Raw genomic sequence first — 22,556 nt, 5'->3', positions numbered from 1 at the left:
TTCGAGCGGAAAATTTGGTCGCTGATGACAACCATGGACCTGATCCGCGATCGAAACGCCGGTCAGATCAGCCCGAGCGCGGCCAGCACGAGGCCGATGCCCAACAGCGTGAATAGGCCGCCGCCGATCCGCCGGACCCAGACCAGCGGCACCGCGCGCGCCAACTGGTTGCGGAAGATCACCGCGGGCAAGCAGGCCAGAGCCAAGCCGACGAAGCCGCCCATGCCGGCTAGCACCGGCATGTCGGTGCGCGCCGCCGTGGCGCCGATCAGAAACTGGCTCTTGTCGCCCAGCATCGAGAGGAACAACGCCACAAAGCTGCCGAAGAACGCGCCGAGCTTCATCACCGGCTCGTCGACACGGCGGTGCGGCGCGAGCATGGTCAGCCCGGCGAACAGGCAGGCGAGCGCGTAGAAGAACATCAGCGCGTCCTCACTGATCCAGTCGTGGATCAGCGCGCCGAGCACGGCGGATACGGCGACGTTGACGAGGATCGCCAGCAGCAGCGCGGCGATCACCGGCCGGTCCCGGTCGAAGCGGATCGCGACCAGCGCGGCCAGAAGCTGCGTACGCCCGCCGGTCTCGGCGAGCAGCACGGCCAGCATGCCGGTCAGGAACGCATCCATATGCAGCCGGCCTTTCGCTCAACCGGTCATGCGGTAAGCGACCGACGCGAGCAGCGCTTCGGACTGGGCGGCCGAGACATCGCCGCAATCGACCGCGTCGCGCATCAGCATGGCATAATCGCGTTCGAAATGGCTGACATTGTTGGCATGGATCGCGCGGGTGAGCGCCTGTTCGCATTTCTCGGCGACCGCGACGAGCGCACCCAGGCGGCAGTGGCGCGCCTCGGTGCGCAGCTGGGTCAGCTTGATCAGGAAATAGACCGGATCGCGCTCGGCCCGGATCGCCTCCAGCTCGTCGATCAATGCGCAAAACTCGACGCGGACTGCCCAATCGCGTCCTTGCAAACCGTTCCGAAAACTGTCCCGTTCGTGAAACATGCCCCTGCCCCCTCCTCAGTCCGTGGCATCCCCGATATACGTCCTTTGCACGACCATCCGCCCATATGGTTAACGGGCGGTAAAGGCCGCGAATTCACGGCATCGCCGGCTCGCTTGTCCAAGCTCGGCCTTGACTTTCGCCTGCACACCCTTCATCGGCACCGGCTTGTCGCGGTCGGCACGCGAATCGACCATGTGCCGCCCGTCCGGACCTTCTGGAATAGGAAAAGTGCCATGGCGAAGCCCGCCACCGTGAAGATCAAGCTCGTCAGCACCGCCGACACGGGCTTTTTCTACGTCACCAAGAAAAATCCGCGCAACATCACCGAGAAGATGACGTTCCGCAAATATGATCCCGTCGCGCGCAAGCATGTCGAGTTCAAGGAAGCCAAGATCAAGTAATTAGAGGGCCGGTTTCGGCTGTCTTATCATCCGTCATTTGCTTCGCCTACGGCTCATTGCAATGCCGTTGTGCTGTGTGCGTGCAAATCCGGCTGTTAAGCCTACCGCATGGCCTCCTGCACGGCCTCCACGAATTTCAGCACGGACACCGGCTTGGAGACGTAACTCTCCGCTCCCGCCTCGCGAATGCGTTCTTCGTCGCCCTTGCCCGCATAGGCGGTGACCGCGAGGATCGGGATCGATTTCAGCTTCGCGTCCGCCTTCATCCGGCCGATCAGATCGAGCCCGCTGATGTGCGGCAGCTGGATGTCCATGATGACTAGATCGGGCTGGAATTCGCGCGCCGTGGCCAGCGCCTCGCGTCCATCGGTCAGCGGCTCCACCATAAAGGCGTGCGCGCGTAAGAGATCGGTGAACAGCTTCAGATTGAGCTCGTTGTCCTCGACGATCAGGATGCGTTTGGCCATTGCTGTCACCCTTCGCTTGGCTACCGACGCTTCACCCCCTAAGCCAAGCCGGTGCCCTCGCCAACCAACAAGACATCGACCGATCCCGCCGCGCTCGCGCTCGACGCGCTGGCGTGGATCATGAGCGACGACAATCGCGCCGTCCGGTTCCTCGATCTCACCGGCCTCACCCCCGATGCGCTGCGCGCCGGTCTGTCGGATCAGGCCACCCACCGCGCGGTGCTCGCCTTCCTTGAGGCGTATGAGCCGGACCTTGTAAGCTATGCCGAGGCACGCCAGATCGACCCCTCGCTGATCCCCGACGCCGCACGAAAGTTAGATGCATGAGCCGCCCCCTTATCGTCACCGATTGCGACGAGGTGCTGCTGCACATGGTCGTGCCCTTCGCCGAATGGCTGGATGAAGCGCATGGCGTGCATTTCGATCTCGATCGCGGCGGGTTCGCCGAAGCGCTGCGTCACAAGCATGACGGTACTGTGCTGGCGCCAGGCGACGTCTGGCCACTGCTCGACGAATTTTTCGACGGGCAGATGGACCGGCAGCAGCCGATCGACGGCGCGGTCGCGGCGATCGCAAAGCTTGCGCAGCGCGCCGATGTGGTGGTGCTCACCAACCTGCTCGATCACCGCCAGGGAGCGCGCACCGCGCAGCTCAAAGCCGTCGGCATCGATCATGAGGTGCGCTGCAACCAGGGCGGCAAGGGCACGCCACTGGCCGAAATCGTCGATCGGTTCGACCCCAGTGTGACCGTCTTCATCGACGATCTGCCCAATCATCATGAATCGGTCGCCAAGCACCGCCCCGACGTGTGGCGGCTGCACATGATCGGCGAACCGCGGCTGGCGGGCAGCATCGTACCGGCACCACACGCGCACGCAAGGATCGATCGCTGGCCGCAAGCATTGGAATGGATCGAAGCGCGCATGGCCGAGGGCCGTGCCGCAGCCGAGGGAGCCATGGCATGAATATCGACGAGAAACTCGCGGAGCTAGGCCTGACCTTGCCCGAACCGGCCGCGCCGGTAGCGTCCTATCGCCCCGCCGTCATCGCGAACGGCATGCTCTACGTCTCGGGCCAGCTCCCACTCGTCGATGGCAAAATCGTCACCGGCAAACTGGGCGATTCAGTCACGCTCGACCAGGGCGTGGCGGCGGCGCGCGCCTGCGGGATCATGCTGATCGCGCAGATCAAGGCCGCGCTGGACGGCGATCTGGACCGCGTAGGCCAAATCGTGAAGCTCGGCGGCTTCGTCGCCTCCACCCCCGATTTCACCGACCAGCCCAAGGTGGTGAACGGCGCATCCGACCTGATGGAGCAGGTATTCGGCGAGGCCGGCCGCCACGCCCGCAGCGCGGTCGCCACACCGGTGCTGCCGCTCGATGCCGCCGTCGAGGTAGACGCGGTTGTGGCGATCAGGGGCTGAGCGGGGTCGGTTGGGCGCGAGATTTGATCGGTCCTATACCCAACCACAAGTGCGCTCCTGCGAAGGCAGGAGTCCATCAGGCGAGGTTTGGTGGTGGGCTCCTGCCTACGCAGGAGCACAGCGTTGGATTAACGGCGCTTCCGGGAACGGCAGGCGCGTGAAACGTTTCACCAGCAATGCCTGACACCCCCATCACCGCCGAAATCGCCAGGGGCGTTGCACCGCTTCCCGCCGCCGAATGGGACGCCTGCAACCCCTCGGGCAACCCGTTCCTCAGCCACGCCTTTTTGTCAGCGATGGAGGATTCGGGCAGCGTCGGGCCGGGCAGCGGCTGGAGCCCCGCGCCGGTCGTCATCAGGGACGCGAACGGCAAAATCGCCGCCGCGCTGCCGTCCTATCTGAAATCGCACAGCCAGGGCGAATATGTGTTCGACCAGAGCTGGGCGCATGCGTTTGAAAGCGCGGGCGGGCGCTATTATCCCAAGCTGCAGATCGCCGCGCCCTTCTCGCCCGTGCCCGGCCCGCGCCTGTTGCTGCGCGATGACGTGCTGGCCGCGCCGCTGCTGAGCGCCGCCGAGACGCTGGCGGTGCAGAACGGGCTGAGCAGTGCGCATGCCACCTTCGTCGCGCCCGATCAGATCGCGCTGTTCGGGGATGCGGGCTGGCTGATCCGCACCGACAGCCAGTTTCACTGGAAGAACCGCGATTATGGCAGTTTCGACGATTTTCTCGGCGCGCTATCCTCGCGAAAACGAAAAAATATCCGCAAAGAGCGCGCGGCGGCGCAAAGCGCGGTGCGGATCGAACGCTTCAGCGGCGCCCACATCAGCACTGAATATTGGGACGCCTTCTGGCAATTCTATCAGGACACCGGCGCACGCAAATGGGGCACGCCCTATCTGACGCGCAGCGCCTTCGACCTGCTCGGGCAGCGGATGGGCGATGCGGTGGTGCTGGTGCTGGCGTTCGACGGGGACATGGCGATAGCGGGCGCGCTCAACCTGCTCGGCCCCGACACCATCTACGGCCGCTATTGGGGCGCGCTGACCGACGTGCCGTTCCTGCATTTCGAACTATGCTATTATCAGGCGATCGATATCGCGATCGAGCGCGGGCTCGCCACGGTGGAGGCCGGTGCACAAGGATCGCACAAGCTGGCGCGCGGCTACGAGCCGACGGCGACCTGGTCGGCGCATTTCATCGCCGACGAGGGCTTTCGCGATGCGGTGCATGATTTCCTGGAGCGCGAGCGCGAGGCGGTGGCGCAGGAGATCGAATTTCTGAACGACATGGGGCCGTTCCGGAAGGGCGGGTAGGCTTATGGTCGAGAGCGACGCACGCCCCTAAAAACTGTCGTCATCCCGGACTTGATCCGGGATCCAGAGCCCAACCGCAGTGCCGTGTCGCCCTGGATTCCGGATCAAGTCCGGAATGACGGCAGAAACGGGTTCGATCCGGAAGGCCTCAGGCCGCCCGAACTTCGGTCGAGCGCAGCCAGGACCGCGCCTCGCGCTGGGCCTCGGCAATCTCTCGCGCGGTCATGTCGTAGGCGATTTCGGCGCGGCAGGTCATGCCCGCTTCGCTGCCGTTGAGCGCGGCGAGGTTGAACCATTTATGCGCCTCGATCAGATCGACGGCGACGCCGCCCGATCCGGTCGAATAAGCGATGCCCAGATCATATAATGCGTCCGGATTGCCGGTGGCCGCATCGGCCATTCTGCTTTCGATCAGAAAGCGCGCGCTCTTCAAACTGCTGCCCATATGCCCTGTCCCTGTCCCTGTCCCTTTGCCTCCAATGGGGACAAATCACCAGAAGATGGTCAACGAAAGGTTAACGCGGGCGCGGTTATTTTGGCGTGACTTCGATATTGTCGATCAATCGGGTGCCCTCGATCCGCGCCGCGACGAACAGCCGCGCGCCTGCTTGCCAAGCCGACAAAGGTGCAAGGCTGTCCCCATCGCGCAGCTCCAGATAGTCGATCAAGGAGAAGCCCGCGGCGCGCATGCCGTCCTTCGCTTCGGCCAGCGTAGCGCCGACATTCGCGCCGCCGAGAATGGCCTCAGCCGCGGCATTCAGCGCATCGGGCAGCGCGACCGCATTTGCCCGCGCTTCCTCCGAAAGATAGGCGTTGCGCGAGGATAGCGCGAGCCCGTCGGCATCACGCACGGTCGGAATGCCGACGATCTCGACCGGGAAATCGAGGTCGCGCGCCATCCGCCGGATCACGGCCAGTTGCTGAAAATCCTTCTGCCCGAAAAAAGCGACATCCGGCCGTATTTGATTGAACAATTTGGCGACGACCAGCGCCACGCCGTCGAAATGGCCGGGCCGCGACGCGCCGTCCAGCCCCTCGCTGACCCCCGACACCCGCACCGATGTGGCAAAGCCGGGCCCGTAAACCTCGTCCGTCGAGGGGGCCCAGAGCAGGTTCACGCCCGCCGCCGCCAGCTTGGCCCGGTCCGCCTCCAAAGTGCGCGGATAGGCATCCCAATCCTCGCCCTCGCCGAACTGCGCGGGATTGACGAAGATCGACACCGCCACCGCGTCGGCCCGTTCGCGCGCGGCCTCCACCAACCGCAAATGCCCGGCGTGCAGCGCGCCCATGGTCGGCACCAGCGCCAGGCTTCCACGGGTTTTGAGGTCGGAAACCGCAGGGGCCAGCGCATCGAGGCGATTGATCAATTGCACCACCAACGTCCCTTCTGTAAACCCGGCCGCCATAGCCCCGCATGCCGGTGATCGGCAAATTCCGGGCGCAAACGCATGTCAGTCCGGGCGTTTCGCCTCAAGCCATTTGCCGGACTCAGGGGGAATTTCATGGCCGCCCACGGCCCGCACGCAATCGTTTTCGCCAATGAAAAGGGCGGCACCGGCAAATCGACCACCGCCGTTCATGTCGCCGTGGGCCTGGCGATGCAGGGCGCGCGCGTCGCCTGCATCGATCTCGATAGTCGCCAGCGCACGCTCTACCGCTATCTGGAGAATCGCAGCGACACCGCCCGGCGCCGCGACATCGATCTCGCCACGCCCCGCTTCGAGGCGTTCGAGGGATCGAGCGAGGCTGAGCTTCAGGCGCAGATCGACCGGATGGGCGAGGGCGCGGACTTCCTGCTGTTCGATACGCCGGGCCGCGACGATGTGCCTGCGCGCTACGTCGCCACGCGGTCGGACACGCTGGTCACGCCGATCAACGACAGTTTCGTCGATTTCGATCTGATCGGAAAGGTCGATCCGGAGAGTTTCGAAGTCACCAAGATCAGCTTCTATGCCGAGCTGATCTGGGAAGCGCGGACGCGGCGCGCGCGCACCGACGGGCTGTCGATCGACTGGGTGGTGCTCAGGAACCGCCTGCACAATCTGGAGGCGCGCAACCAGCAGCGCGTCGGCAGCGCGCTCGATGCGCTGGCCAAGCGCGTCGGTTTTCGCGTGATCCCCGGCCTCAGCGAGCGCGTGATCTACCGCGAGCTGTTCCCCAGCGGTCTCACGCTGCTGGATAAAGGCCAGCTCGGCCAGCTCGGCACCAGCCACATCGCCGCGCGGCAGGAGCTACGCCAGCTGATCGCCGCACTGCATCTGAAGCTGCCGGTGCCCGCATGAGCAAGCTGCTGCTCCTGGCGGTGCTGGCCGCGGTCGTCTGGTTCTGGTGGAAGGGCAAGGCCAAGCGGCTCGGCGATGCCGGCCCGGCGCGCGACGCGGCAAGGCTGCTGGGCGTGCGCGACGATGCCGGTGCCGACGATATCCGCGCGGCGTGGCGGCGCAAGGTCGCCGCGCTGCGCCCCGATGCAACGGGTGACGCCGCAACGCTGCAATCGCTGACCGAGGCGCGCGATCTGCTGCTGGCGCGTGCAACCGGGCGGCCTCTGCAATAGTTTAGGGCGCATAGACCCGCTTCGAAGGACCCATCATGCCCCACCAATTCCACTCCAGTTCCTTGCGCGAATACGACATTCGCGGAATCCTTGGAAAAACGCTGGGCGCGGCGGATGCGGACGCGATCGGGCGCGGCTTCGGTACGCTGATCACGCGCGCGGGCGGGTCGGCAGTGGCGGTCGGCTATGACGGGCGCGAGAGCTCGCCGTTGCTGGAGAAAGCCCTGGTCGCCGGGCTCACCGCCACCGGCTGCGACGTGGTGCGCGTCGGGCTCGGTCCCACGCCGATGCTCTATTATGCCGAGGCTTCGATGGACGATGTCGACGGCGGCATCATGATCACCGGCAGCCACAATCCGCCCGATTACAACGGTTTCAAGATGGTCTTCCAAGGCCGCCCCTTTTTCGGCGAGGATATCCAGAGGCTCGGCACGATGGCCGCGGCCGGCGACTGGGACGAGGGGTCAGGTTCGTCGCGCGAGCAGCCGATGCTGGACGCCTATATCGACCGCATCACGCGCGGCGCGAAGGAATTCACGCCGTTCCGCGTCGGCTGGGACGCAGGCAACGGCGCGGCCGGGCCTGCGCTGGAAGAGCTGATCACCAAGCTGCCGGGCGAGCATCACTGCCTCTACACCAAGGTCGACGGGACATTTCCGAACCATCATCCCGACCCGACCGAGCCGGAAAATCTGGAAGATTTGCAGAAGCTGGTCGCCGACGAAGGGCTGGACTTCGGCATCGCGTTCGACGGCGACGGCGACCGGATCGGTGCGATCGACGGCGCGGGCCGCATCATCTGGGGCGATCAGCTGATGCAGATTTTCGCGGCCGACGTGCTGGCCGAAGAACCGGGCGCAACGATCATCGCAGACGTCAAGGCGAGCCAGGCGCTGTACAACCGCATCGCCGAACTCGGCGGCAAGCCCCTGATGTGGAAGACCGGGCACAGCCTCATCAAATCCAAGATGAAGGAGACCGGCAGCCCGCTGGCCGGCGAAATGAGCGGACACATCTTCTTCAAGCACGATTATTACGGGTTTGACGACGCGCTCTACGCCGCGGTGCGGCTGATCAAGGCGGCGAGTGCGCTGGGCAAATCGGTAACCGAGCTGCGCTCCGAAATGCCCGAGATGATCAATACCCCCGAGCTGCGCTTCCAGGTCGACGAGGCGCGCAAGTTTGCCGCGGTCGACGAGATCGTGGCGCGCATGCGCGACGCGGGCGCGGACATGAGCGATATCGACGGCGCGCGCGTCAACACGGCGGACGGCTGGTGGCTGCTGCGCGCCTCGAACACGCAGGACGTGCTCGTCGCCCGCGCCGAGGCGAACAGCGAGGCGGGCCTGGATCGGCTGATGGCGCAGATCGACGAGCAGCTGGCGCTGTCCGGCATCGAACGCGGGGAGGCGGCGGGGCATTGAGGCCGGCCTGACGGGCATTCGACAATCTCACCGGCAAGCGGGAGCGGGCAAGAGCGTATCCTTCTCCCGCTCGGGCGGGAGAAGGATACGCAGTCTTGCTCCGCGAGGAGCTAGACGAAGTTGGATGAGGGTGGGTGGCGCGCCAGCGCCATCGATAGGTCGACGCTACCGGGCGATCTCCTCACCGGAATTCCCACAAAATACTGTTTCATGGGGGGGGGGGTAAGCCCTCACCGCTGCGACTAAGGCCGCCGCTTCGCGCCGACCAAGTCTCGCTCCTCTCCCGCAAAGCGAACCCACCGAAGTACTACTTCGGTGGGGCCCGGGCGGGAGAGGGAAGAGCAAGGACAAACTCCGGTCCCTTACAGGGATAATTTGCGCCGCCCGTCCGTTACGCCTGCGACAAATGAAACAGGAGTGCGACTATGGACTGGGGACTTGCGACGATATTGGGGCCGATCCTGCTGGTAGGAGTGATCGCCTGGGCGCTGCTGCGCAACAAGAAGGACACCAGCGCCGCCGATCTGCGGCACACCGAGCGCGCCACCGAGGAGCTTTACGACCGCGCCGATGCCGAGGACGCCGAGGACGCGCGCAACGACCCGCTGGCCTGAGATACAAATATGACGGACGCGGTCCCGCCGTCCATCGCCGCCTGGTTCGCGGGCCGCGGCTGGAGGGTGCGGCGGCATCAGGCGGAAATGCTGGGGGCGGACCGCGCGAATGAACATGCCCTGCTGGTCGCATCCACCGGCGCGGGCAAGACGCTGGCGGGGTTCCTGCCGACTCTGGCGGATGCCGCAGAAGGCCCGGTCGAGGGGTTGCACACGCTCTATATTTCGCCGCTGAAGGCGCTGGCGGTCGATATCCAGCGCAACCTCAGGGCGCCTATCGAGGAAATCGGACTCGATCTCACCGTCGAAACGCGCACCGGGGATACCCCCTCGGACCGCAAGGCGCGCCAGCGCGCGCGACCGCCGAACATCCTGCTCACCACGCCCGAATCGCTCAGCCTGCTGCTCTCGCACGCCGACAGCTTCACCCTGTTCGCGGAGTTGAAGCGCGTGGTGATCGACGAGGTGCATGCCTTTGCCACGCAGAAACGCGGCGATCTGCTGGCGCTTTCGTTGGCACGCCTGCAACGGATCGCACCCGCGATGCGGCGCGCCGCGCTGTCCGCCACCGTCGCCGATGCCGACGGTTACCGCGCCTGGCTCGCCCCTTATGGCGATATCGACAGCGTCCGGCTGGTACTCGGAGAGAAGGGGGCGGACCCCGATATCGACATATTGCTGCCGCTCGGCCGCGTGCCCTGGGCCGGCCATTCGGGCCGCTACGCCGCGCCGCAGGTCATGGAGCTGATCGCCGCCAACCGCACCACCTTGGTCTTCTGCAACACGCGCAGCCTGGCCGAGCTGATCTTCCAGGATTTGTGGAAAGCCAATGATGCGGGCCTGCCGATCGGCATCCACCATGGCAGCCTGGCGGTCGAGGCGCGGCGCAAGGTCGAGGCGGCGATGGCGCGCGGCGATCTACGCGCGCTGGTCGCCACCGCCAGCCTCGATCTCGGCGTCGACTGGGGCGATATCGACTGCGTGGTCCAGATGGGCGCGCCCAAGGGCAGCTCGCGCCTGCTCCAGCGGATCGGGCGCGCCAACCACCGGCTGGACGAGCCGAGCAGGGCCATCCTGGTGCCCGGCAACCGCTTCGAATATCTCGAGGCACAGGCCGCGCTCGACGCGGTCGAGGCGGACGAGCGCGACCCCGACATCTTCCGCCCCGGCGGGCTCGATGTCTTGGCGCAGCATATCATGGCCATGGCCTGCGCCGCGCCGTTCGCCGAGGCGGAGCTGCTGGACGAGGCGCGGAGCGCCCTGCCCTATAGCGCGCTGACCGCCGAGGCGTTCGCGCGCATCGTCGATTTCATCCGCGACGGCGGCTATGCGCTCAAAAGCTACGATCGCTTCCGCCGGCTCGCGCCCGACGGCACCGGCGAGGGCAACGACCGGCGCTGGCGCGTCAGCCACCCGCGCTTCGTAACGCAGCATCGCATGAACGCGGGGATCATCGTCGACGCCGCCACGCTCGACGTGCGCTTCAAGAACGGCCGCAAGCTCGGCACTGTGGAAGAGTTTTTCGCCGCCTCGCTGTCGCCCGGCGACACCTTTTTCTTCTCCGGCCTCAGCCTGGAGGTCGAGCGGATCAAGGACACGGACCTGATCGTCCGCGCCACCACCCGGCCCGCGCGCATCCCCACCTATGTCGGGGCGCGCATGCCGCTCAGCACCAATCTCGCCGCGCGGGTGCGCGAACTTTTGTACGATCGCGCACAATGGGCGCGCTTCCCCGAGGACGTGCGGGAATGGCTGTCCGTCCAGTCCGAACGCTCGGTCCTGCCCGAGCCCGGCCAGCTGCTGGTCGAGACCTTTCCGCGCGAAGGGCGCCATTATATGGTCGCCTACAGCTTCGAGGGCTGGAACGCGCACCAGTCGCTCGGCATGCTCCTGACGAAACGCATGGAGACGCGCGGGCTGAAGCCGCTCGGCTTCGTCTCGAACGACTATGCGCTGGCCTGCTACGGCCTTGAGCCGGTGACCGATCCCGCCGCGCTGTTCTCCAAGGACATATTGCGCGAGGAGTTCACCGACTGGGTGCAGCAATCGGCGTTGCTCAAGCGCGCCTTCCGCGAGGTTTCGGTGATCGGTGGGCTGGTCGAGCGTCAGCATCCCGGCCGGCGCAAGACCGGCAAGCAGGTGACCTTTTCCACCGATCTGATCTACGACGTGTTGCGCAAATACGAACCCGGCCATGTGCTGTTGGAGGCCGCCTGGCACGATGCGCGCGCGCGGCTCACCGATGTCGGGCGGCTCGGCGATCTGCTGGACCGTGCCGCCGACACCATGCTGCATGTGGAACTGGAGCGGGTGAGTCCGTTGGCGGTGCCGGTGCTGGTGCTGATCGGCCGCGAAACCGTGGCCACGGGAACCGCCGACGACGCGCTGATCGCCGAGGCCGAAGCGCTGATCGCCGAGGCGATGGCGATGTGATGCGGGGAGGTGAAACCCGCTTCCGACAACCAAAAAAACCACCGTCATCCGGGCTGACCCGGGATCCAGGTCCAGCGGCAGTTCGATCTCGCCCTGAATCCCGGATCAAGTCCGGGATGACGGTGTATTTGCATTGAGAGGAACGCTCACTCCCAAACCAGCTGTCCTACTTGACCGCCTTCTGCTATCGCTACCGGGTGACCTTTCAGGCTCGCCTCGCGCTGCAGCGCTTTTCGCGACGGTTTGTCGATCATCTTGCACGTCTCACCGGAATTTCCCGTGACCATAGCGTCACCCTTGTCACCCTACGCATGCTCGTTGCGCTTATGGCGCTCTGCTCCAGCGCCGCGACCGCGCAGACCGCGCCGCTGCCCTTGCCCGCGCCTCTGGCGGCTCAGCCCATGCCGCCGCTGTTTCAGCCCTTCCGCATCGACCGCTCGAACCGCGTCGCCGTCGCGGTCGAGGTGAACGGCACCGGTCCTTATTATTTTATCGTCGACACCGGGTCGGAACGCTCGGTCATCTCCGACGAGCTGGCCCGGCAGCTGCTGCTGGAAATGGGACCGGCGCTCGGCCTCGCCACCATCGCGGGCCGCCATGTCGCGCCGTCCTTTTACGTCGACCGGCTGGAAACCGACAGCTTCGCGATCGAAAATCTGGAGGCGCCCGCACTGGCGCGCCGCAATCTGGGCGCGAACGGGCTGATCGGGCTGGACGGGCTGGACGGCCACCGCGTGGTCATGAATTTCGGCGCGGACCGCATGACGGTGGAAAAGACCGGCCGCAAACTGCAACCCGGAGTCGCGCCGGACGGCACCATCGTCGTCACCGCACGGCGGGTGCGTGGGCGCATGGTGATCCACCAGGCGACGATCAACGGCATCGCGGTCGATCTCGTGATCGATACCGGCACCCAGACCAGCATCGGCAATCTTGCCCTGCGCGACAAATTGCTGGGCAAGCGCAGCACCAAGGCGGCGACCGGATTTCTGCAGAGCGTGACGGGCGACCGGATCAAGGCGATCATCGCACTGGCCGACCGGATCGAGATCGGCGAGGCCATAGTGCGGGATCTGCCGATCAGTTTCGCCGACGCCTATGCCTTCGAGGTGCTGGGTTTGAGCGAAAAACCCGCTTTGCTGCTGGGCATGGACGTGATCGGCCTGTTCGACCGGGTCGCGATTGATTTCGACAAGCGCCAGGTACAGTTCGGCATCCCCGCCCGGCAGCGGCGGACCGGCTTCGATCGCTCCGTCGCGGCGATGTCCGGAAGGATGCTGCCGGAGGACTTGCGCGGACCGCGCCGCTCCCGCATAGCGGATTGATGGTTCCCCTTTCGTTCGCCGGTCGCCGCCTGTTCGTGGCGGGAGATGCCGCCCTGTGGTGGCCCGAGCGGCGCGCGCTGCTGCTGGCCGACCTGCATCTGGAAAAAGGCAGTTTCTATGCCGCCCACGGCCAGATGCTGCCGCCCTACGACAGCCGCGCCACGATCGAGGCGGTGGCGGCGCTGGTCGAACTGACCCGGGCCGAGCGCGTGTTGTGCCTGGGGGACAATTATCATGACGATGGCGGCGAGGCCCGGCTCGATCGCCATGCGGCCAACTCGCTGCAGCGGTTGACGGCTGCGCTCGACTGGACCTGGATTCGCGGCAATCACGACCGGGAGGTGAGCGGGCGCTGGGGCGGGCGGGCACTCGCCGAGCTGGAGGTGGACGGCGTGCTGCTGCGCCACGAAGCCAAGCCGGGCGAGAGCCGGCCCGAATTGTCCGGCCATTTCCACCCCAAATTGCGCATGACGATACGCGGCCGCCATATTGCCCGCCGCTGCTTCCTGCGCACGCCGACCAAGCTGATCCTACCCGCCTTTGGCGCGCTAACCGGCGGCCTCGACGCCGGCCATCCGGAGATCGCGCGCGCCTGCGGCGGCCGCGCCGAGGCGCTGGTGGCGCTGGCCGAACGGCTCGCCTGCTTCCCGCTGGACGCTTCAAGACCGAGGAGCCGGCGCCGTGCCTAAGCCGTTCGCGACACGCCTTTTCGCGCTCCTTTCCATAAGCCTTTTTTCTGGCCACGACGCCGCAGCTTTCGCATAAGCCAGCCAATGATCCCGCTCGATTCCCTCATGGTCAAGATCGCGCTGATCGGTGTCCTCGGCATCGGCGCGCAGTGGGTCGCCTGGCGCACGAACCTGCCGGCCATCGCCCTGATGCTGGTCGCCGGCCTGATCGCCGGTCCGGCGCTCGGCCTGATCGAGCCCGAACGCGATTTCGGCACCCTGCTCGAACCGATCGTCAAGCTGGCGGTGGCGGTGATCCTGTTCGAGGGCGGCCTCAGCCTCAATTTCCGGGAACTTCGCTACGCCGGATGGGGGGTGGCGCGGCTGGTCATCGTCGGCGTGCCGGTGGGCTGGGCGCTCGGCACCGCCGCGGTCCATTACGGAGCCGGCCTGCCGATTTCCGTCGCCGCCCTGTTCGGCGGGATCCTGGTGGTGACCGGGCCGACCGTGATCGGGCCGATGCTGCGCACGCTGCGCGTGCCCAACCGCGTGCGCGACATCCTGAAATGGGAGGGCATCGTCAACGATCCGATCGGCGCCCTGCTCGCGGTGGCGATCTACGCCTTCATCAGCTATCGCGGCGACAGCGTCGATTATGCCGGCATCGGGTTCGAGGTGGTGGGCGCCACCTTCCTCGCCGGACTGATCGGGGCGGCGCTGGGCTACGCGCTTACCTGGATGTTCCCGCGCGGCCTCGTGCCCGAATATCTGAAGGCGCCGCTGCTGCTCATCACCGTGATCTTCGGTTTCGTCGTCGCCGACATCATCATGCATGAGACCGGCCTCATCACGGTCACCATCATGGGCGTGGTCATGGCCAACAAGCCGGTCCATTCCAGCCGCGCGCTGCACCGGTTCAAGGAGGATCTGGCGGTGCTGCTGATCAGCGGGGTGTTTATCCTGCTCTCGGCCACGCTCGACTGGGAGACGATCCAGGCGTTCCAGGCGCGTTTCCTCCTGTTCCTCCTGCTGCTGCTGTTCGTGGTGCGGCCGGTCACCGTGCTCACCAGCCTGTTCCTCTCCGGCATTCCGCTGCGCGAACAGCTGTTCATCGCCTGGATCGCGCCGCGCGGCATCGTCGCCATCGCGGTGACCGGTCTGTTCGCGCTGCGCCTGGTCGATCTGGGTTATGAGGGCGCCGACGCCTTGGTGCCGCTGGTGTTCGGCGTGGTCATCGCCACCATCGTCGCGCATGGCTTCTCGGCCAGTTGGGTGGCGAGGCGCCTGGGTATCGACATGGGCAAGGGCGAGGGCGTGCTGATGGTCGGCGCCAACCGCTGGACGATCGACCTCGGCAAGTTCCTGAAGGGTCTCGGTTACCGCGTGGTGGTGTCCGACACGAGCAAGTTCGCGCTGCGCTCGGCGCGGCGGCAGGATCTCGAAATCCACCAGGGCGAGATTCTCGACGAAGCGCACGGCCATGCCGTCGACATGGGCCAGTTTCAGCATCTGATCGTGGCGACCGAGAATGACAGCTACAACCAGCTCGTCGGCACCGATCTCGGCCCCGAGGTCGGCTACGACCAGATCACGCTCGTCAATTCCGACGAGGGATCGCAGCAGCGCGTCGGCCGCGGCCGCACGCTGATGGAGAGCGGCCCGACCTTCGAGACGCTGCAGGACCGTCAGCGCGACGGCTGGATTTTTTCCAAGACGCAGATCACCGAAAAATTCAATTACGAGAGCTTCCTCGCCAATCTCGACAAGGGCGAGGAGCCGGTGGCGGTGGTGAAACCGGACAAGCGGCTGTTGTTTTTCTCCACTATCGCGCGGCCGACGATCGAAGAGGACGACATCATCATCAGCTTCGTGGCGCCCGACACGCCCGAGGAGCTGAAGGCGCAAAAGATGGAGGAGCGCGCGCGCAAGGAAGAGGCGCGGGAGAAATCGGTGGAACGCGAGACGGTGGCTAAGGGCCGCGGCAGTGGCGGGGCGCTGCCCGACCCGGCCTGAGATCAGGTGGATCAGGCGGGGCGCGGTCCGAACAATGCCGTGCCGACGCGCACCTGCGTCGCGCCCAGCATGACCGCGGTCTCGTAATCCGCCGACATGCCCATGCTGAGACGGCGCAGACCATGTTCGTCCGCCAGTTTGGCGAGCAGCGCGAAATAGGGCGCCGGCTCCACCTCCAACGGCGGGATGCACATCAGGCCGATCATATCGAGTCCGGCCTTGCGCGCCCGCTCCAGCAGCGCAGCGATGCCGCCGATCGCGCAGCCGCCCTTCTGCTCCTCCTCGCCGATGTCGACCTGCAGAAAACAGGGCGGGCAGGTTTTCCCGTCGGCGACCAGCTTGCCCAGCGCCTTGACCAGCGAGGGGCGGTCGACGGTGTGGATCACATCGAACAGCGCGGCGGCAGCCTCCGCCTTGTTCGATTGCAGCTGGCCGATCATGTGCAGCTGCGCGTCCGGATAGTCCGCGCGCAGCTCCGGCCATTTCCCTTCCGCCTCCCCGACGCGGTTCTCGCCGAAGCTGCGATGGCCCTCTTCCAGCAGCGTGCGGATATCTCCGGCGCTGCGCGTCTTCGACACCGCGATCAGCTCGATATCGCCGGTCTCGCGTCCGGCGCGCAGGGCGGCGGCGGCGATGCGGGATCGAATGTCGGTGAGGGGGCTCGCGTCGGTCATGGCCCGTGCCTATAGCCGCCGCCATGGCGAAGGGCAAAGCATCGCGCGGCAAGGCCCCGTGCATCTGGCTGATGACCGATCCGCGGCTGGGCGAGTCCTTGTACGCAAGCGCACGCGCGCTTCCCCGCGGCAGCGCGATTGTGCTGCGTCATCATGATCTCGATCCCATCGCACGACGCATATTGTTTCGGCGGCTGCGAAGGATTGCTAAACAGCGCGGGCATCGTCTTTTTCTGGCGGACGACGCCAAGACGGCGCGGCGCTGGCAGGCGGATGGCGTGCACGGTCGCACAGGCGCGAGGGAGCCCGGTGAAGCATTTCCGCGAAGCGCGCCCGTGCATGGCCGACGCGAGCTGCGCGACGCGGTGCGAAGCGGGGCGGACTGGCTGCTTGTCTCGCCGGTCTTTCCCACGCGCACGCATCCCGGCCGCAAGCCGCTCGGCGCCGCGGGATTCCGTCAGTTGGCGGGACAAGCTGCACTATTCGGCAATGTGGTAGCGCTCGGCGGGATGAGACGCGCGCGCTACGCGATGATGCGGGCGCTTCCGGTAACAGGCTGGGCCGCAATCGATTCGCTCACAAAATGACGGAAAAATGGCATCGCACCAAAGCCCGACCGATCAAAAGCGGATCAGCGTTCCGAGATAGACCGCCTGGCTGTCACGCTGTTCGTCGACGATCGGCGCTTCCTGCTCGCTCTCGACACGAACGCCCGCGGTGACATCGACACCCTTTGCGATCGAATAGCTGCCGCCAACGTCGAGCGCATATTCATTGGCGCCGCCGATCCGGCGCTGCACCGCGCGACTCGCGTTCGGCGATTCGAGCGTCACGCGGGTATTGAACTTGCTCCGCTTGGCGCTTTGTTCGTCGTCATCGAGCCGATAACCCGATCCGGCGCCGAGCTGGCCGATCGCGGGAATGTTGCTCTTGCGCGACTCGGTCGGCAGCGCAAAACTGGTCCAGCCCTTGGCCGCGCCGAGTTCATATTTGGTCGGTTTGATCGACAACCCGCTTTCGCGCGATGCGGTACGGGTGCCAGCCTCGCTCGCGGCAATGACGTTGCGTACCGAAACCGCACGCGGCGCCTCGTCGAGCGACGCACGTACCGCTACCGTCACCGTGCGACTGCGGGCCTGGCTGACGCCTGCGGGGGTAAAACGAAACTTGCCGCGACTCGCGACCGCGGCTTGCTTGAAGCGCCGCGCCGATTCGGCATCGAGGCCTGCCGGCGTGAACAGCCCGACCGAAGGGTCGAGCAGAATCCTGGAGAACTCACCGCCCGACTCGCGGGGAGCCGCGGGATAAGCAGCCACCATGCCCGTTCCGCACAGCGCCACGGCGGCGGCCACGGCACCCCCCATGATCCAAAGCTGTTTGCGTCCCGAAGACATTTTTGAAGCCCACCTGTTGGTGCTGATACGAACCGGCCTACGCCGATTCCGGTTCCGCTTAAAGCGCTCGCCATGCTGACTATTTTATTTTGTCGCGAGTCTGTGTCCTTTATCTCACAGACTCCCGTCAGCCATCCGGGGTTAACCTGCGCTGACGCACCATCCTTGCCCTTGCGGCGATTGCATCTATAGAAACGCCGTAACCCGTTTTCTCTCAGACGCCCCGAGGTTTCCCATGCGCATGACGCGCCTTCCCGTTTCCGCCATCCTGATCGCATCGACCCTGGCGCTGGGCGCCTGCGGCGGCAAGGACCGCCCGCGCGCCGATCTCGCCGCCAGCCAAGTGACGACCATCGGCGTCAACAGCTATCTATGGCGCGCCTCGCTCGATACGCTGAGCTTCATGCCGCTGCTGCAGACCGACAGCGCGGGCGGCGTGATCGTGACCGACTGGTACGTCAATCCGCAGAGCCCGAACGAACGGATGAAGATGACCGTCACCATTCTCGACCAGGATCTGCGCGCCGATGCGCTGCGCGTCGCCGCCTCGCGCCAGACCAACAATGGCGGCACCTGGGTCGATGCGCCGGTGCGCGCGGCCACGGTGCAGAAGATGGAACAGATCATCCTCGGCAAGGCGCGCGACCTGAGGCGCTCCGCCATCGCCAGCTGATCGGGCGCTGATGGCCGACCGTTTCAACCCGCACACCGCCGATGCGCGGTGGCAGAAGCGCTGGGAAGCGGATGCCAGCTTTTCCGCCGATCGCCATCCGGACCGGCCCAAATCCTATGTGCTGGAGATGTTCCCCTATCCCTCGGGGCGCATCCATATCGGCCATGTCCGCAATTACACGATGGGCGACGTGCTGGCGCGCTACAAGGCGATGACCGGCCACGCCGTGCTCCACCCGATGGGCTGGGACGCGTTCGGCATGCCGGCCGAAAACGCCGCGATGGAAAAGGGCGTGCATCCGGGGGAATGGACCCGCGCCAATATCGCGCACATGAAATCGCAGCTGAAGCGTATCGGCTTCGCGTTCGACTGGAGCCGCGAACTGGCCACCTGCGAGCCCGATTATTACGGGCACGAACAGGCGCTGTTCCTCGATCTGTTCGAGGCGGGGCTGGTCTACCGCAAGGAAAGCGCGGTCAACTGGGACCCGGTCGACCGGACCGTGCTCGCCAACGAGCAGGTGATCGACGGCAAGGGTTGGCGCTCGGGCGCGCCGGTCGAGCGGCGCAAGCTCAGCCAGTGGTTTCTCAAGATCACCGATTTCGCCGAGGAGCTGCTGGACGGTCTGGACAAGCTCGAAGACTGGCCGGACAAGGTGCGGCTGATGCAGGCCAACTGGATCGGCAAGAGCCAGGGGCTGCGGTTCAGCTTTGCGCTTTCTTCTCCCCTCCCGCTTGCGGGAGGGGCCGGGGGTGGGCCTGTTTTACCTGACACCAATCCCATCCCCCAGCCCCCCCCCGCAGGCGGGAGGGGGAGCATCGAGGTCTTCTCCACCCGCCCCGACACCATCTTCGGCGCGAGCTTCGTTGCCGTCGCCGCCGATCATCCCGTCGCGTTGGCGCTGGCCGAAGACGACCCCGCTCTCGCCGACTTCGCCGCCGAATACCGTCTCTCCGGCACCTCCGCCGCCGAGCTCGAGACCGCCGAAAAGCGCGGGTTTGATACCGGGCTGAAGGCCGCGCATCCGCTCGATCCGGACTGGCTGCTGCCGGTCTACGTCGCCAATTTCGTGCTGATGGACTATGGCACCGGCGCGGTGTTCGGCGTGCCCGCGCACGACCAGCGCGACTATGAGTTCGCGACCAAATATGGCCTGCCGATCAACCGTGTGGTCTCGGCCACCGGCGATGCGGGCGAGCCGGTCGGCGACGCGGCCTATAATGGCGAGGGCACGATCGTAAACTCGCGCTTCCTCGACGGCATGAGCATCGAAGACGCCAAGACAATGGTGATCGACCGCGCCGCCAGCGAGGGCTGGGGCGAGGCGACCACCACCTGGCGGCTGCGCGACTGGGGCGTTTCGCGCCAGCGTTACTGGGGCACGCCGATCCCGATCATCCACTGCGATGCTTGCGGCGCGGTGCCGGTGCCGAAGGACCAGCTGCCGATCATCCTGCCCGAGGACATCGACTTCGCCGCGCCCGGCAATCCGCTGGGTCGCCATCCGACTTGGAGCAAGATCGTCTGCCCCAAATGCGGCAGGCTGGCGCGGCGTGAGACCGATACGCTGGACACGTTTGTTGACAGCAGCTGGTATTTCATCCGCTTCGCCAGCCAGCCCGAGGACAAGCCGTTCGACAGGGCGGAAGCCGAAAGCTGGCTGCCCGTCGGCCAGTATATCGGCGGGGTGGAGCATGCGATTTTGCATCTGCTCTACGCGCGCTTCTGGACGCGCGCGCTGCAATCGATCGGCACGATCGATATGGCCGAGCCCTTCAAAAGCCTGTTCACGCAGGGGATGGTGACGCATCAGACCTGGCAAGCGGGCGACGGCAGCTGGCTCTCGCCCGACGAGGTCGAGCAAGACGGCGCGGACTGGATGCGCATTTCGGACGGCAGCCCGGCCACTGCGGGTCGCATCGAAAAAATGTCCAAGTCCAAGAAGAACGTCGTCGATCCCGATGCGATCGTCGATCAATATGGCGCGGACGCGGTGCGCTGGTTCATGCTGTCCGACAGCCCCCCCGAGCGCGATCTGCTGTGGTCCGAAGCCGGGATCGAGGGCGCCTGGCGCTTCGTCCAGCGCGTGTGGCGGCTGGTCGGATCGGCCGATGCTGCGCAGGGTGAGGACAAGCCGCTCAAGCGCAAGCTGCACCAGACCATCGCTGGCGTGGGCGATGATATCGAGGCGCTGTCGTTCAACAAGGCGGTGGCCAAGATTTACGCGCTGACCAACGCCACCGAAAAGGCGGGTCCCTCCGCCACGCGCGCCGAGGCGATCCGCACTCTCGTGCTGCTGGTCGCGCCGATGGCCCCGCATCTCGCCGAGGAGGCCTGGGAAAAGCTCGGCGGCGACGGGCTGATCGCCGATGCCGCCTGGCCCACGTACGATCCCGCGCTGCTGATCGAGGACGAGGTCACCGTGGCGATCCAGGTCAAGGGCAAGCTGCGCGACACGCTGACCGTGCCCAAGGGCATGGACAAGGCCGCGCTGGAAGAAGCCGCGCTGGCATCTGAAAATGTCCGGCGCAGCATGGATGGCGCGCCCGTGCGCAAGGTGATCGTGGTACCCGACCGGCTGGTGAACATCGTCATATGATGCGTCTGGCCGCCCTTGCCCTGCTCCTGATGCTGCTGCCGTCCTGCGGGCTGCGGCCGCTTTATGCCGGCGGCAGCGACGGGGCGGTGGCCAATGCGCTCGGCAGTGTCGAGGTGGAGCCGATCGCGGGCCGCGGCGGCTGGCTGGTGCGCAACGCATTGCAGGACCGGCTGCAGCCGCTCGGCGCGGGCGCGCCGCGGTACCGGCTGACGGTCAAGCTCGACGACGATATCGAGGGCTTCGGCGTGCGCAGCGACGATGCGCTGACCCGCGAACGCCGCACCTTGCGCGCGCGCTACCAGCTGACCGATCTCACCAGCGGCGACATCATCCTGGACGCGACCGAGGGCAGCGATGCGGGCATCGATGTCGTGGGATCGGAATATGCCGTGATCGCGGCGGAAAACACCGCGCTGGAAAATCTCGCCGAGCGGCTCGCCGGCCAGATCGTCACGCGCCTGTCCGCGCGGGCCCGCGCTGCGCCATGAGCAGGCCGGGCGGCAGAAAGCTTCGCGAGCGCGATCTGATCGCCGCCATCGGGAAACGCGCCGACATCCGCCTGTTCCTGCTGTTCGGGACCGATCCCTCCACGATCGAGGATGTCGCGCGCAAGCTTTCGGCCGAGATGAAGGATGCCGAGCGCATCGATATCGACGGATCGCAGCTGCGCGCCGACCCGGCCCTGCTCGCCGACGAGGCGGCATCGATCTCGCTGTTCGGCGACAAGCGCTACATCCGCCTGCGGCTGCAGCGCGACGAGGGCCTTGCCGCCATCGAGAACCTGCTCGAAGCGAACGGAGCCGACACGCCGGTGATCGCCACCACCGGCAATCTGACGCCCGCCAACAAGCTGCGCAAGCTCGGGCAATCCCATCGCGCGGTGATGATGCTCGCCTGCTACCCGCCCGGCGAGCAGGAAGCGGCGGCGCATGTCGAGGCGCTGGCGCAGGCGGCGGGCCTGCGCATGGACCGGATGATGGCCCGGCGGCTCGCCGAATCCACCGGCTTCGACCGCACGCTGGCGGCGGGCGAGATCGAGAAGATCGCGCTCTATTGCGACGCCGCGCCGGATCGTCCGGCGATCGTGGAGCCGGACATGCTGGCAAAGCTCGGCGCGGAGACGCTGGAAGAGAATATGGCCGGCCTGCTGGGTGCGGTGATGGCGGGGGACATCGCCCGCAGCGGCGCGGAGATTGCCGACGCGCGCCAACTCGGCGTCAACGAGGTGCGGATCGTGAAAGCGCTGCAGCGGCGCGTGGTGCAGCTCGCCGGCCTGCGCGCCGAAGTCGACCATGGCGCGCAGGCCGGCCCGCTGGTCGACCGCACCCGCAGCATCTTCTTCAAGGAGCAAGGCGCGTACAAGCAAGCGCTGTCGGTATGGTCGTCGGCGCGGCTGGCGCGGCTCAATGCGCGCCTGTTCGAGCTGGAGCGGCGGCTGATGAGCGGTGGATCGGAGCTGGCGGGGCCCATGCTCGCGAACGAACTGCTGCTGATCGCGCGCGCCGCCCAACCGCGCGGACGATAGCGGCGACCGCTCGCCAAACCGGGCGCGGCAAAATCATTCTCGCCCGCC

The 22,556-nt window shown here is 66.1% G+C and carries 26 protein-coding genes; 18 read left to right on the top strand and 8 right to left on the bottom strand.

The window, feature by feature from the left end; translation table 11 throughout:
• Positions 1–62 precede the first annotated feature (62 nt).
• The 3 genes from ACOQPC_RS00360 to ACOQPC_RS00350 form a co-directional block, all read right to left on the bottom strand.
• Positions 63–626 (bottom strand): TMEM165/GDT1 family protein, encoded by a 564-nt coding sequence (locus tag ACOQPC_RS00360; RefSeq protein ID WP_420606701.1) that lies wholly within the window; start codon positions 624–626, stop codon positions 63–65.
• An 18-nt stretch (positions 627–644) separates the two neighbouring features.
• Positions 645–1,004 (bottom strand): hypothetical protein, encoded by a 360-nt coding sequence (locus ACOQPC_RS00355; RefSeq protein WP_420606700.1) that lies wholly within the window; start codon positions 1,002–1,004, stop codon positions 645–647.
• Positions 1,005–1,073: 69 nt separating this feature from the next.
• A complete protein-coding gene (locus ACOQPC_RS00350) occupies positions 1,074–1,199 on the bottom strand; it encodes a hypothetical protein (RefSeq protein ID WP_420606699.1) in 126 nt (41 codons plus the stop codon).
• A 39-nt stretch (positions 1,200–1,238) separates the two neighbouring features.
• Between ACOQPC_RS00350 and rpmG the strand changes: the two genes are divergently transcribed.
• A complete protein-coding gene (gene rpmG / locus ACOQPC_RS00345; RefSeq protein ID WP_022672986.1) occupies positions 1,239–1,406 on the top strand; it encodes a 50S ribosomal protein L33 in 168 nt (55 codons plus the stop codon).
• A 101-nt stretch (positions 1,407–1,507) separates the two neighbouring features.
• Here rpmG and ACOQPC_RS00340 read toward each other — a convergent pair whose 3' ends face one another.
• The gene (locus tag ACOQPC_RS00340; protein WP_420606698.1) at positions 1,508–1,873 is read right to left on the bottom strand and encodes a response regulator; all 366 of its coding nucleotides are present in this window, start codon (positions 1,871–1,873) and stop codon (positions 1,508–1,510) included.
• Positions 1,874–1,924: 51 nt separating this feature from the next.
• On the opposite strand from ACOQPC_RS00340, the gene ACOQPC_RS00335 reads away from it, so the two are divergent.
• The 4 genes from ACOQPC_RS00335 (at position 1,925) to ACOQPC_RS00320 (ending at position 4,612) form a co-directional block, all read left to right on the top strand.
• Entirely contained in the window at positions 1,925–2,200 is a 276-nt protein-coding gene (locus ACOQPC_RS00335) for a DUF3572 family protein (RefSeq protein ID WP_420606697.1), read from the top strand.
• Complete coding sequence (locus ACOQPC_RS00330) at positions 2,197–2,838, top strand: HAD family hydrolase (RefSeq protein WP_420606696.1); 642 nt, start codon at positions 2,197–2,199, stop codon at positions 2,836–2,838. The genes ACOQPC_RS00335 and ACOQPC_RS00330 overlap by 4 nt, the downstream gene beginning before the upstream one ends.
• Complete coding sequence (locus ACOQPC_RS00325) at positions 2,835–3,296, top strand: RidA family protein (RefSeq protein WP_420606695.1); 462 nt, start codon at positions 2,835–2,837, stop codon at positions 3,294–3,296. Before ACOQPC_RS00330 ends, ACOQPC_RS00325 begins: the two co-directional genes overlap by 4 nt.
• A 176-nt stretch (positions 3,297–3,472) precedes the next feature.
• Positions 3,473–4,612: a GNAT family N-acetyltransferase gene (locus tag ACOQPC_RS00320; protein WP_420606694.1), complete on the top strand. Its 1,140-nt coding sequence runs from the start codon at positions 3,473–3,475 to the stop codon at positions 4,610–4,612.
• A 148-nt stretch (positions 4,613–4,760) separates the two neighbouring features.
• Here the strand turns inward: ACOQPC_RS00320 and ACOQPC_RS00315 are convergent, their stop codons facing one another.
• Together ACOQPC_RS00315 and panC are read right to left on the bottom strand one after the other, a co-directional pair.
• Positions 4,761–5,057 carry a hypothetical protein gene (locus ACOQPC_RS00315; protein WP_420606693.1) on the bottom strand — a complete coding sequence of 99 codons (297 nt, stop codon included), beginning with the start codon at positions 5,055–5,057 and terminating at the stop codon, positions 4,761–4,763.
• An 85-nt stretch (positions 5,058–5,142) separates the two neighbouring features.
• Positions 5,143–5,985, bottom strand: a complete 843-nt coding sequence (gene panC / locus ACOQPC_RS00310) for a pantoate--beta-alanine ligase (RefSeq protein WP_420606692.1) — start codon at positions 5,983–5,985, stop codon at positions 5,143–5,145.
• A 129-nt stretch (positions 5,986–6,114) separates the two neighbouring features.
• On the opposite strand from panC, the gene ACOQPC_RS00305 reads away from it, so the two are divergent.
• The 8 genes from ACOQPC_RS00305 (at position 6,115) to ACOQPC_RS00270 (ending at position 15,643) form a co-directional block, all read left to right on the top strand.
• Positions 6,115–6,894, top strand: coding sequence for a division plane positioning ATPase MipZ (locus ACOQPC_RS00305; protein ID WP_420606691.1), 780 nt, complete (start codon positions 6,115–6,117; stop codon positions 6,892–6,894).
• Positions 6,891–7,166: a molecular chaperone DnaJ gene (locus ACOQPC_RS00300; RefSeq protein ID WP_420606690.1), complete on the top strand. Its 276-nt coding sequence runs from the start codon at positions 6,891–6,893 to the stop codon at positions 7,164–7,166. The genes ACOQPC_RS00305 and ACOQPC_RS00300 overlap by 4 nt, the downstream gene beginning before the upstream one ends.
• Before the next feature lie 35 nt (positions 7,167–7,201).
• The gene (gene pgmG / locus ACOQPC_RS00295; protein WP_420606689.1) at positions 7,202–8,590 is read left to right on the top strand and encodes a phosphoglucomutase/phosphomannomutase PgmG; all 1,389 of its coding nucleotides are present in this window, start codon (positions 7,202–7,204) and stop codon (positions 8,588–8,590) included.
• Positions 8,591–9,015: 425 nt separating this feature from the next.
• A complete protein-coding gene (locus ACOQPC_RS00290; RefSeq protein WP_420606688.1) occupies positions 9,016–9,204 on the top strand; it encodes a hypothetical protein in 189 nt (62 codons plus the stop codon).
• 9 nt (positions 9,205–9,213) lie between these two features.
• Positions 9,214–11,637, top strand: a complete 2,424-nt coding sequence (locus ACOQPC_RS00285; RefSeq protein WP_420606687.1) for a ligase-associated DNA damage response DEXH box helicase — start codon at positions 9,214–9,216, stop codon at positions 11,635–11,637.
• 170 nt (positions 11,638–11,807) lie between these two features.
• Positions 11,808–12,962, top strand: a complete 1,155-nt coding sequence (locus tag ACOQPC_RS00280; RefSeq protein ID WP_420606686.1) for an aspartyl protease family protein — start codon at positions 11,808–11,810, stop codon at positions 12,960–12,962.
• A complete protein-coding gene (pdeM, locus tag ACOQPC_RS00275; RefSeq protein ID WP_420606685.1) occupies positions 12,962–13,651 on the top strand; it encodes a ligase-associated DNA damage response endonuclease PdeM in 690 nt (229 codons plus the stop codon). Before ACOQPC_RS00280 ends, pdeM begins: the two co-directional genes overlap by 1 nt.
• A 105-nt stretch (positions 13,652–13,756) precedes the next feature.
• Positions 13,757–15,643: a cation:proton antiporter gene (locus ACOQPC_RS00270; protein WP_420606684.1), complete on the top strand. Its 1,887-nt coding sequence runs from the start codon at positions 13,757–13,759 to the stop codon at positions 15,641–15,643.
• An 11-nt stretch (positions 15,644–15,654) separates the two neighbouring features.
• On the opposite strand, the gene ACOQPC_RS00265 is transcribed toward ACOQPC_RS00270, so the two are convergent.
• Positions 15,655–16,317 (bottom strand): YggS family pyridoxal phosphate-dependent enzyme, encoded by a 663-nt coding sequence (locus tag ACOQPC_RS00265; RefSeq protein WP_420606683.1) that lies wholly within the window; start codon positions 16,315–16,317, stop codon positions 15,655–15,657.
• Between the two features lie 23 nt (positions 16,318–16,340).
• Here ACOQPC_RS00265 and ACOQPC_RS00260 point away from each other — a divergent pair, with 23 nt between their 5' ends.
• Positions 16,341–16,904: a thiamine phosphate synthase gene (locus tag ACOQPC_RS00260; protein ID WP_420606682.1), complete on the top strand. Its 564-nt coding sequence runs from the start codon at positions 16,341–16,343 to the stop codon at positions 16,902–16,904.
• Between the two features lie 33 nt (positions 16,905–16,937).
• Here the strand turns inward: ACOQPC_RS00260 and ACOQPC_RS00255 are convergent, their stop codons facing one another.
• Positions 16,938–17,669 (bottom strand): hypothetical protein, encoded by a 732-nt coding sequence (locus ACOQPC_RS00255; RefSeq protein WP_420606681.1) that lies wholly within the window; start codon positions 17,667–17,669, stop codon positions 16,938–16,940.
• 283 nt (positions 17,670–17,952) lie between these two features.
• On the opposite strand from ACOQPC_RS00255, the gene ACOQPC_RS00250 reads away from it, so the two are divergent.
• From ACOQPC_RS00250 to holA, 4 genes are read left to right on the top strand one after another with little or no spacing between them, the layout of a single operon-like run.
• A complete protein-coding gene (locus ACOQPC_RS00250) occupies positions 17,953–18,384 on the top strand; it encodes a DUF3576 domain-containing protein (RefSeq protein ID WP_420606680.1) in 432 nt (143 codons plus the stop codon).
• 10 nt (positions 18,385–18,394) lie between these two features.
• Positions 18,395–20,983, top strand: coding sequence for a leucine--tRNA ligase (leuS, locus tag ACOQPC_RS00245; RefSeq protein ID WP_420606679.1), 2,589 nt, complete (start codon positions 18,395–18,397; stop codon positions 20,981–20,983).
• The gene (gene lptE / locus ACOQPC_RS00240; RefSeq protein WP_420608175.1) at positions 20,983–21,471 is read left to right on the top strand and encodes an LPS assembly lipoprotein LptE; all 489 of its coding nucleotides are present in this window, start codon (positions 20,983–20,985) and stop codon (positions 21,469–21,471) included. Before leuS ends, lptE begins: the two co-directional genes overlap by 1 nt.
• Positions 21,468–22,508 carry a DNA polymerase III subunit delta gene (holA, locus tag ACOQPC_RS00235; protein ID WP_420606678.1) on the top strand — a complete coding sequence of 347 codons (1,041 nt, stop codon included), beginning with the start codon at positions 21,468–21,470 and terminating at the stop codon, positions 22,506–22,508. The genes lptE and holA overlap by 4 nt, the downstream gene beginning before the upstream one ends.
• The last annotated feature ends 48 nt before the right edge of the window (positions 22,509–22,556 follow it).

Source organism: Novosphingopyxis sp. (assembly GCF_965218915.1).
Classification (GTDB): Bacteria; Pseudomonadota; Alphaproteobacteria; order Sphingomonadales; family Sphingomonadaceae; genus Novosphingopyxis.
This window is presented reverse-complemented; position numbering and strand designations above follow the sequence as displayed.

Bases quoted from the DNA above. Each gene is read 5' to 3' on its own strand.
- ACOQPC_RS00360 (WP_420606701.1), bottom strand. From the start codon at position 626: ATGGATGCGTTCCTGACCGGCATGCTGGCCGTGCTGCTCGCCGAGACC.
- ACOQPC_RS00355 (WP_420606700.1), bottom strand. From the start codon at position 1,004: ATGTTTCACGAACGGGACAGTTTTCGGAACGGTTTGCAAGGACGCGAT.
- ACOQPC_RS00350 (WP_420606699.1), bottom strand. From the start codon at position 1,199: ATGGTCGATTCGCGTGCCGACCGCGACAAGCCGGTGCCGATGAAGGGT.
- rpmG (WP_022672986.1), top strand. From the start codon at position 1,239: ATGGCGAAGCCCGCCACCGTGAAGATCAAGCTCGTCAGCACCGCCGAC.
- ACOQPC_RS00340 (WP_420606698.1), bottom strand. From the start codon at position 1,873: ATGGCCAAACGCATCCTGATCGTCGAGGACAACGAGCTCAATCTGAAG.
- ACOQPC_RS00330 (WP_420606696.1), top strand. From the start codon at position 2,197: ATGAGCCGCCCCCTTATCGTCACCGATTGCGACGAGGTGCTGCTGCAC.
- ACOQPC_RS00325 (WP_420606695.1), top strand. From the start codon at position 2,835: ATGAATATCGACGAGAAACTCGCGGAGCTAGGCCTGACCTTGCCCGAA.
- ACOQPC_RS00320 (WP_420606694.1), top strand. From the start codon at position 3,473: ATGCCTGACACCCCCATCACCGCCGAAATCGCCAGGGGCGTTGCACCG.
- ACOQPC_RS00315 (WP_420606693.1), bottom strand. From the start codon at position 5,057: ATGGGCAGCAGTTTGAAGAGCGCGCGCTTTCTGATCGAAAGCAGAATG.
- ACOQPC_RS00305 (WP_420606691.1), top strand. From the start codon at position 6,115: ATGGCCGCCCACGGCCCGCACGCAATCGTTTTCGCCAATGAAAAGGGC.
- ACOQPC_RS00300 (WP_420606690.1), top strand. From the start codon at position 6,891: ATGAGCAAGCTGCTGCTCCTGGCGGTGCTGGCCGCGGTCGTCTGGTTC.
- pgmG (WP_420606689.1), top strand. From the start codon at position 7,202: ATGCCCCACCAATTCCACTCCAGTTCCTTGCGCGAATACGACATTCGC.
- ACOQPC_RS00290 (WP_420606688.1), top strand. From the start codon at position 9,016: ATGGACTGGGGACTTGCGACGATATTGGGGCCGATCCTGCTGGTAGGA.
- ACOQPC_RS00285 (WP_420606687.1), top strand. From the start codon at position 9,214: ATGACGGACGCGGTCCCGCCGTCCATCGCCGCCTGGTTCGCGGGCCGC.
- pdeM (WP_420606685.1), top strand. From the start codon at position 12,962: ATGGTTCCCCTTTCGTTCGCCGGTCGCCGCCTGTTCGTGGCGGGAGAT.
- ACOQPC_RS00270 (WP_420606684.1), top strand. From the start codon at position 13,757: ATGGTCAAGATCGCGCTGATCGGTGTCCTCGGCATCGGCGCGCAGTGG.
- ACOQPC_RS00265 (WP_420606683.1), bottom strand. From the start codon at position 16,317: ATGACCGACGCGAGCCCCCTCACCGACATTCGATCCCGCATCGCCGCC.
- ACOQPC_RS00260 (WP_420606682.1), top strand. From the start codon at position 16,341: ATGGCGAAGGGCAAAGCATCGCGCGGCAAGGCCCCGTGCATCTGGCTG.
- ACOQPC_RS00250 (WP_420606680.1), top strand. From the start codon at position 17,953: ATGACGCGCCTTCCCGTTTCCGCCATCCTGATCGCATCGACCCTGGCG.
- leuS (WP_420606679.1), top strand. From the start codon at position 18,395: ATGGCCGACCGTTTCAACCCGCACACCGCCGATGCGCGGTGGCAGAAG.
- lptE (WP_420608175.1), top strand. From the start codon at position 20,983: ATGCGTCTGGCCGCCCTTGCCCTGCTCCTGATGCTGCTGCCGTCCTGC.
- holA (WP_420606678.1), top strand. From the start codon at position 21,468: ATGAGCAGGCCGGGCGGCAGAAAGCTTCGCGAGCGCGATCTGATCGCC.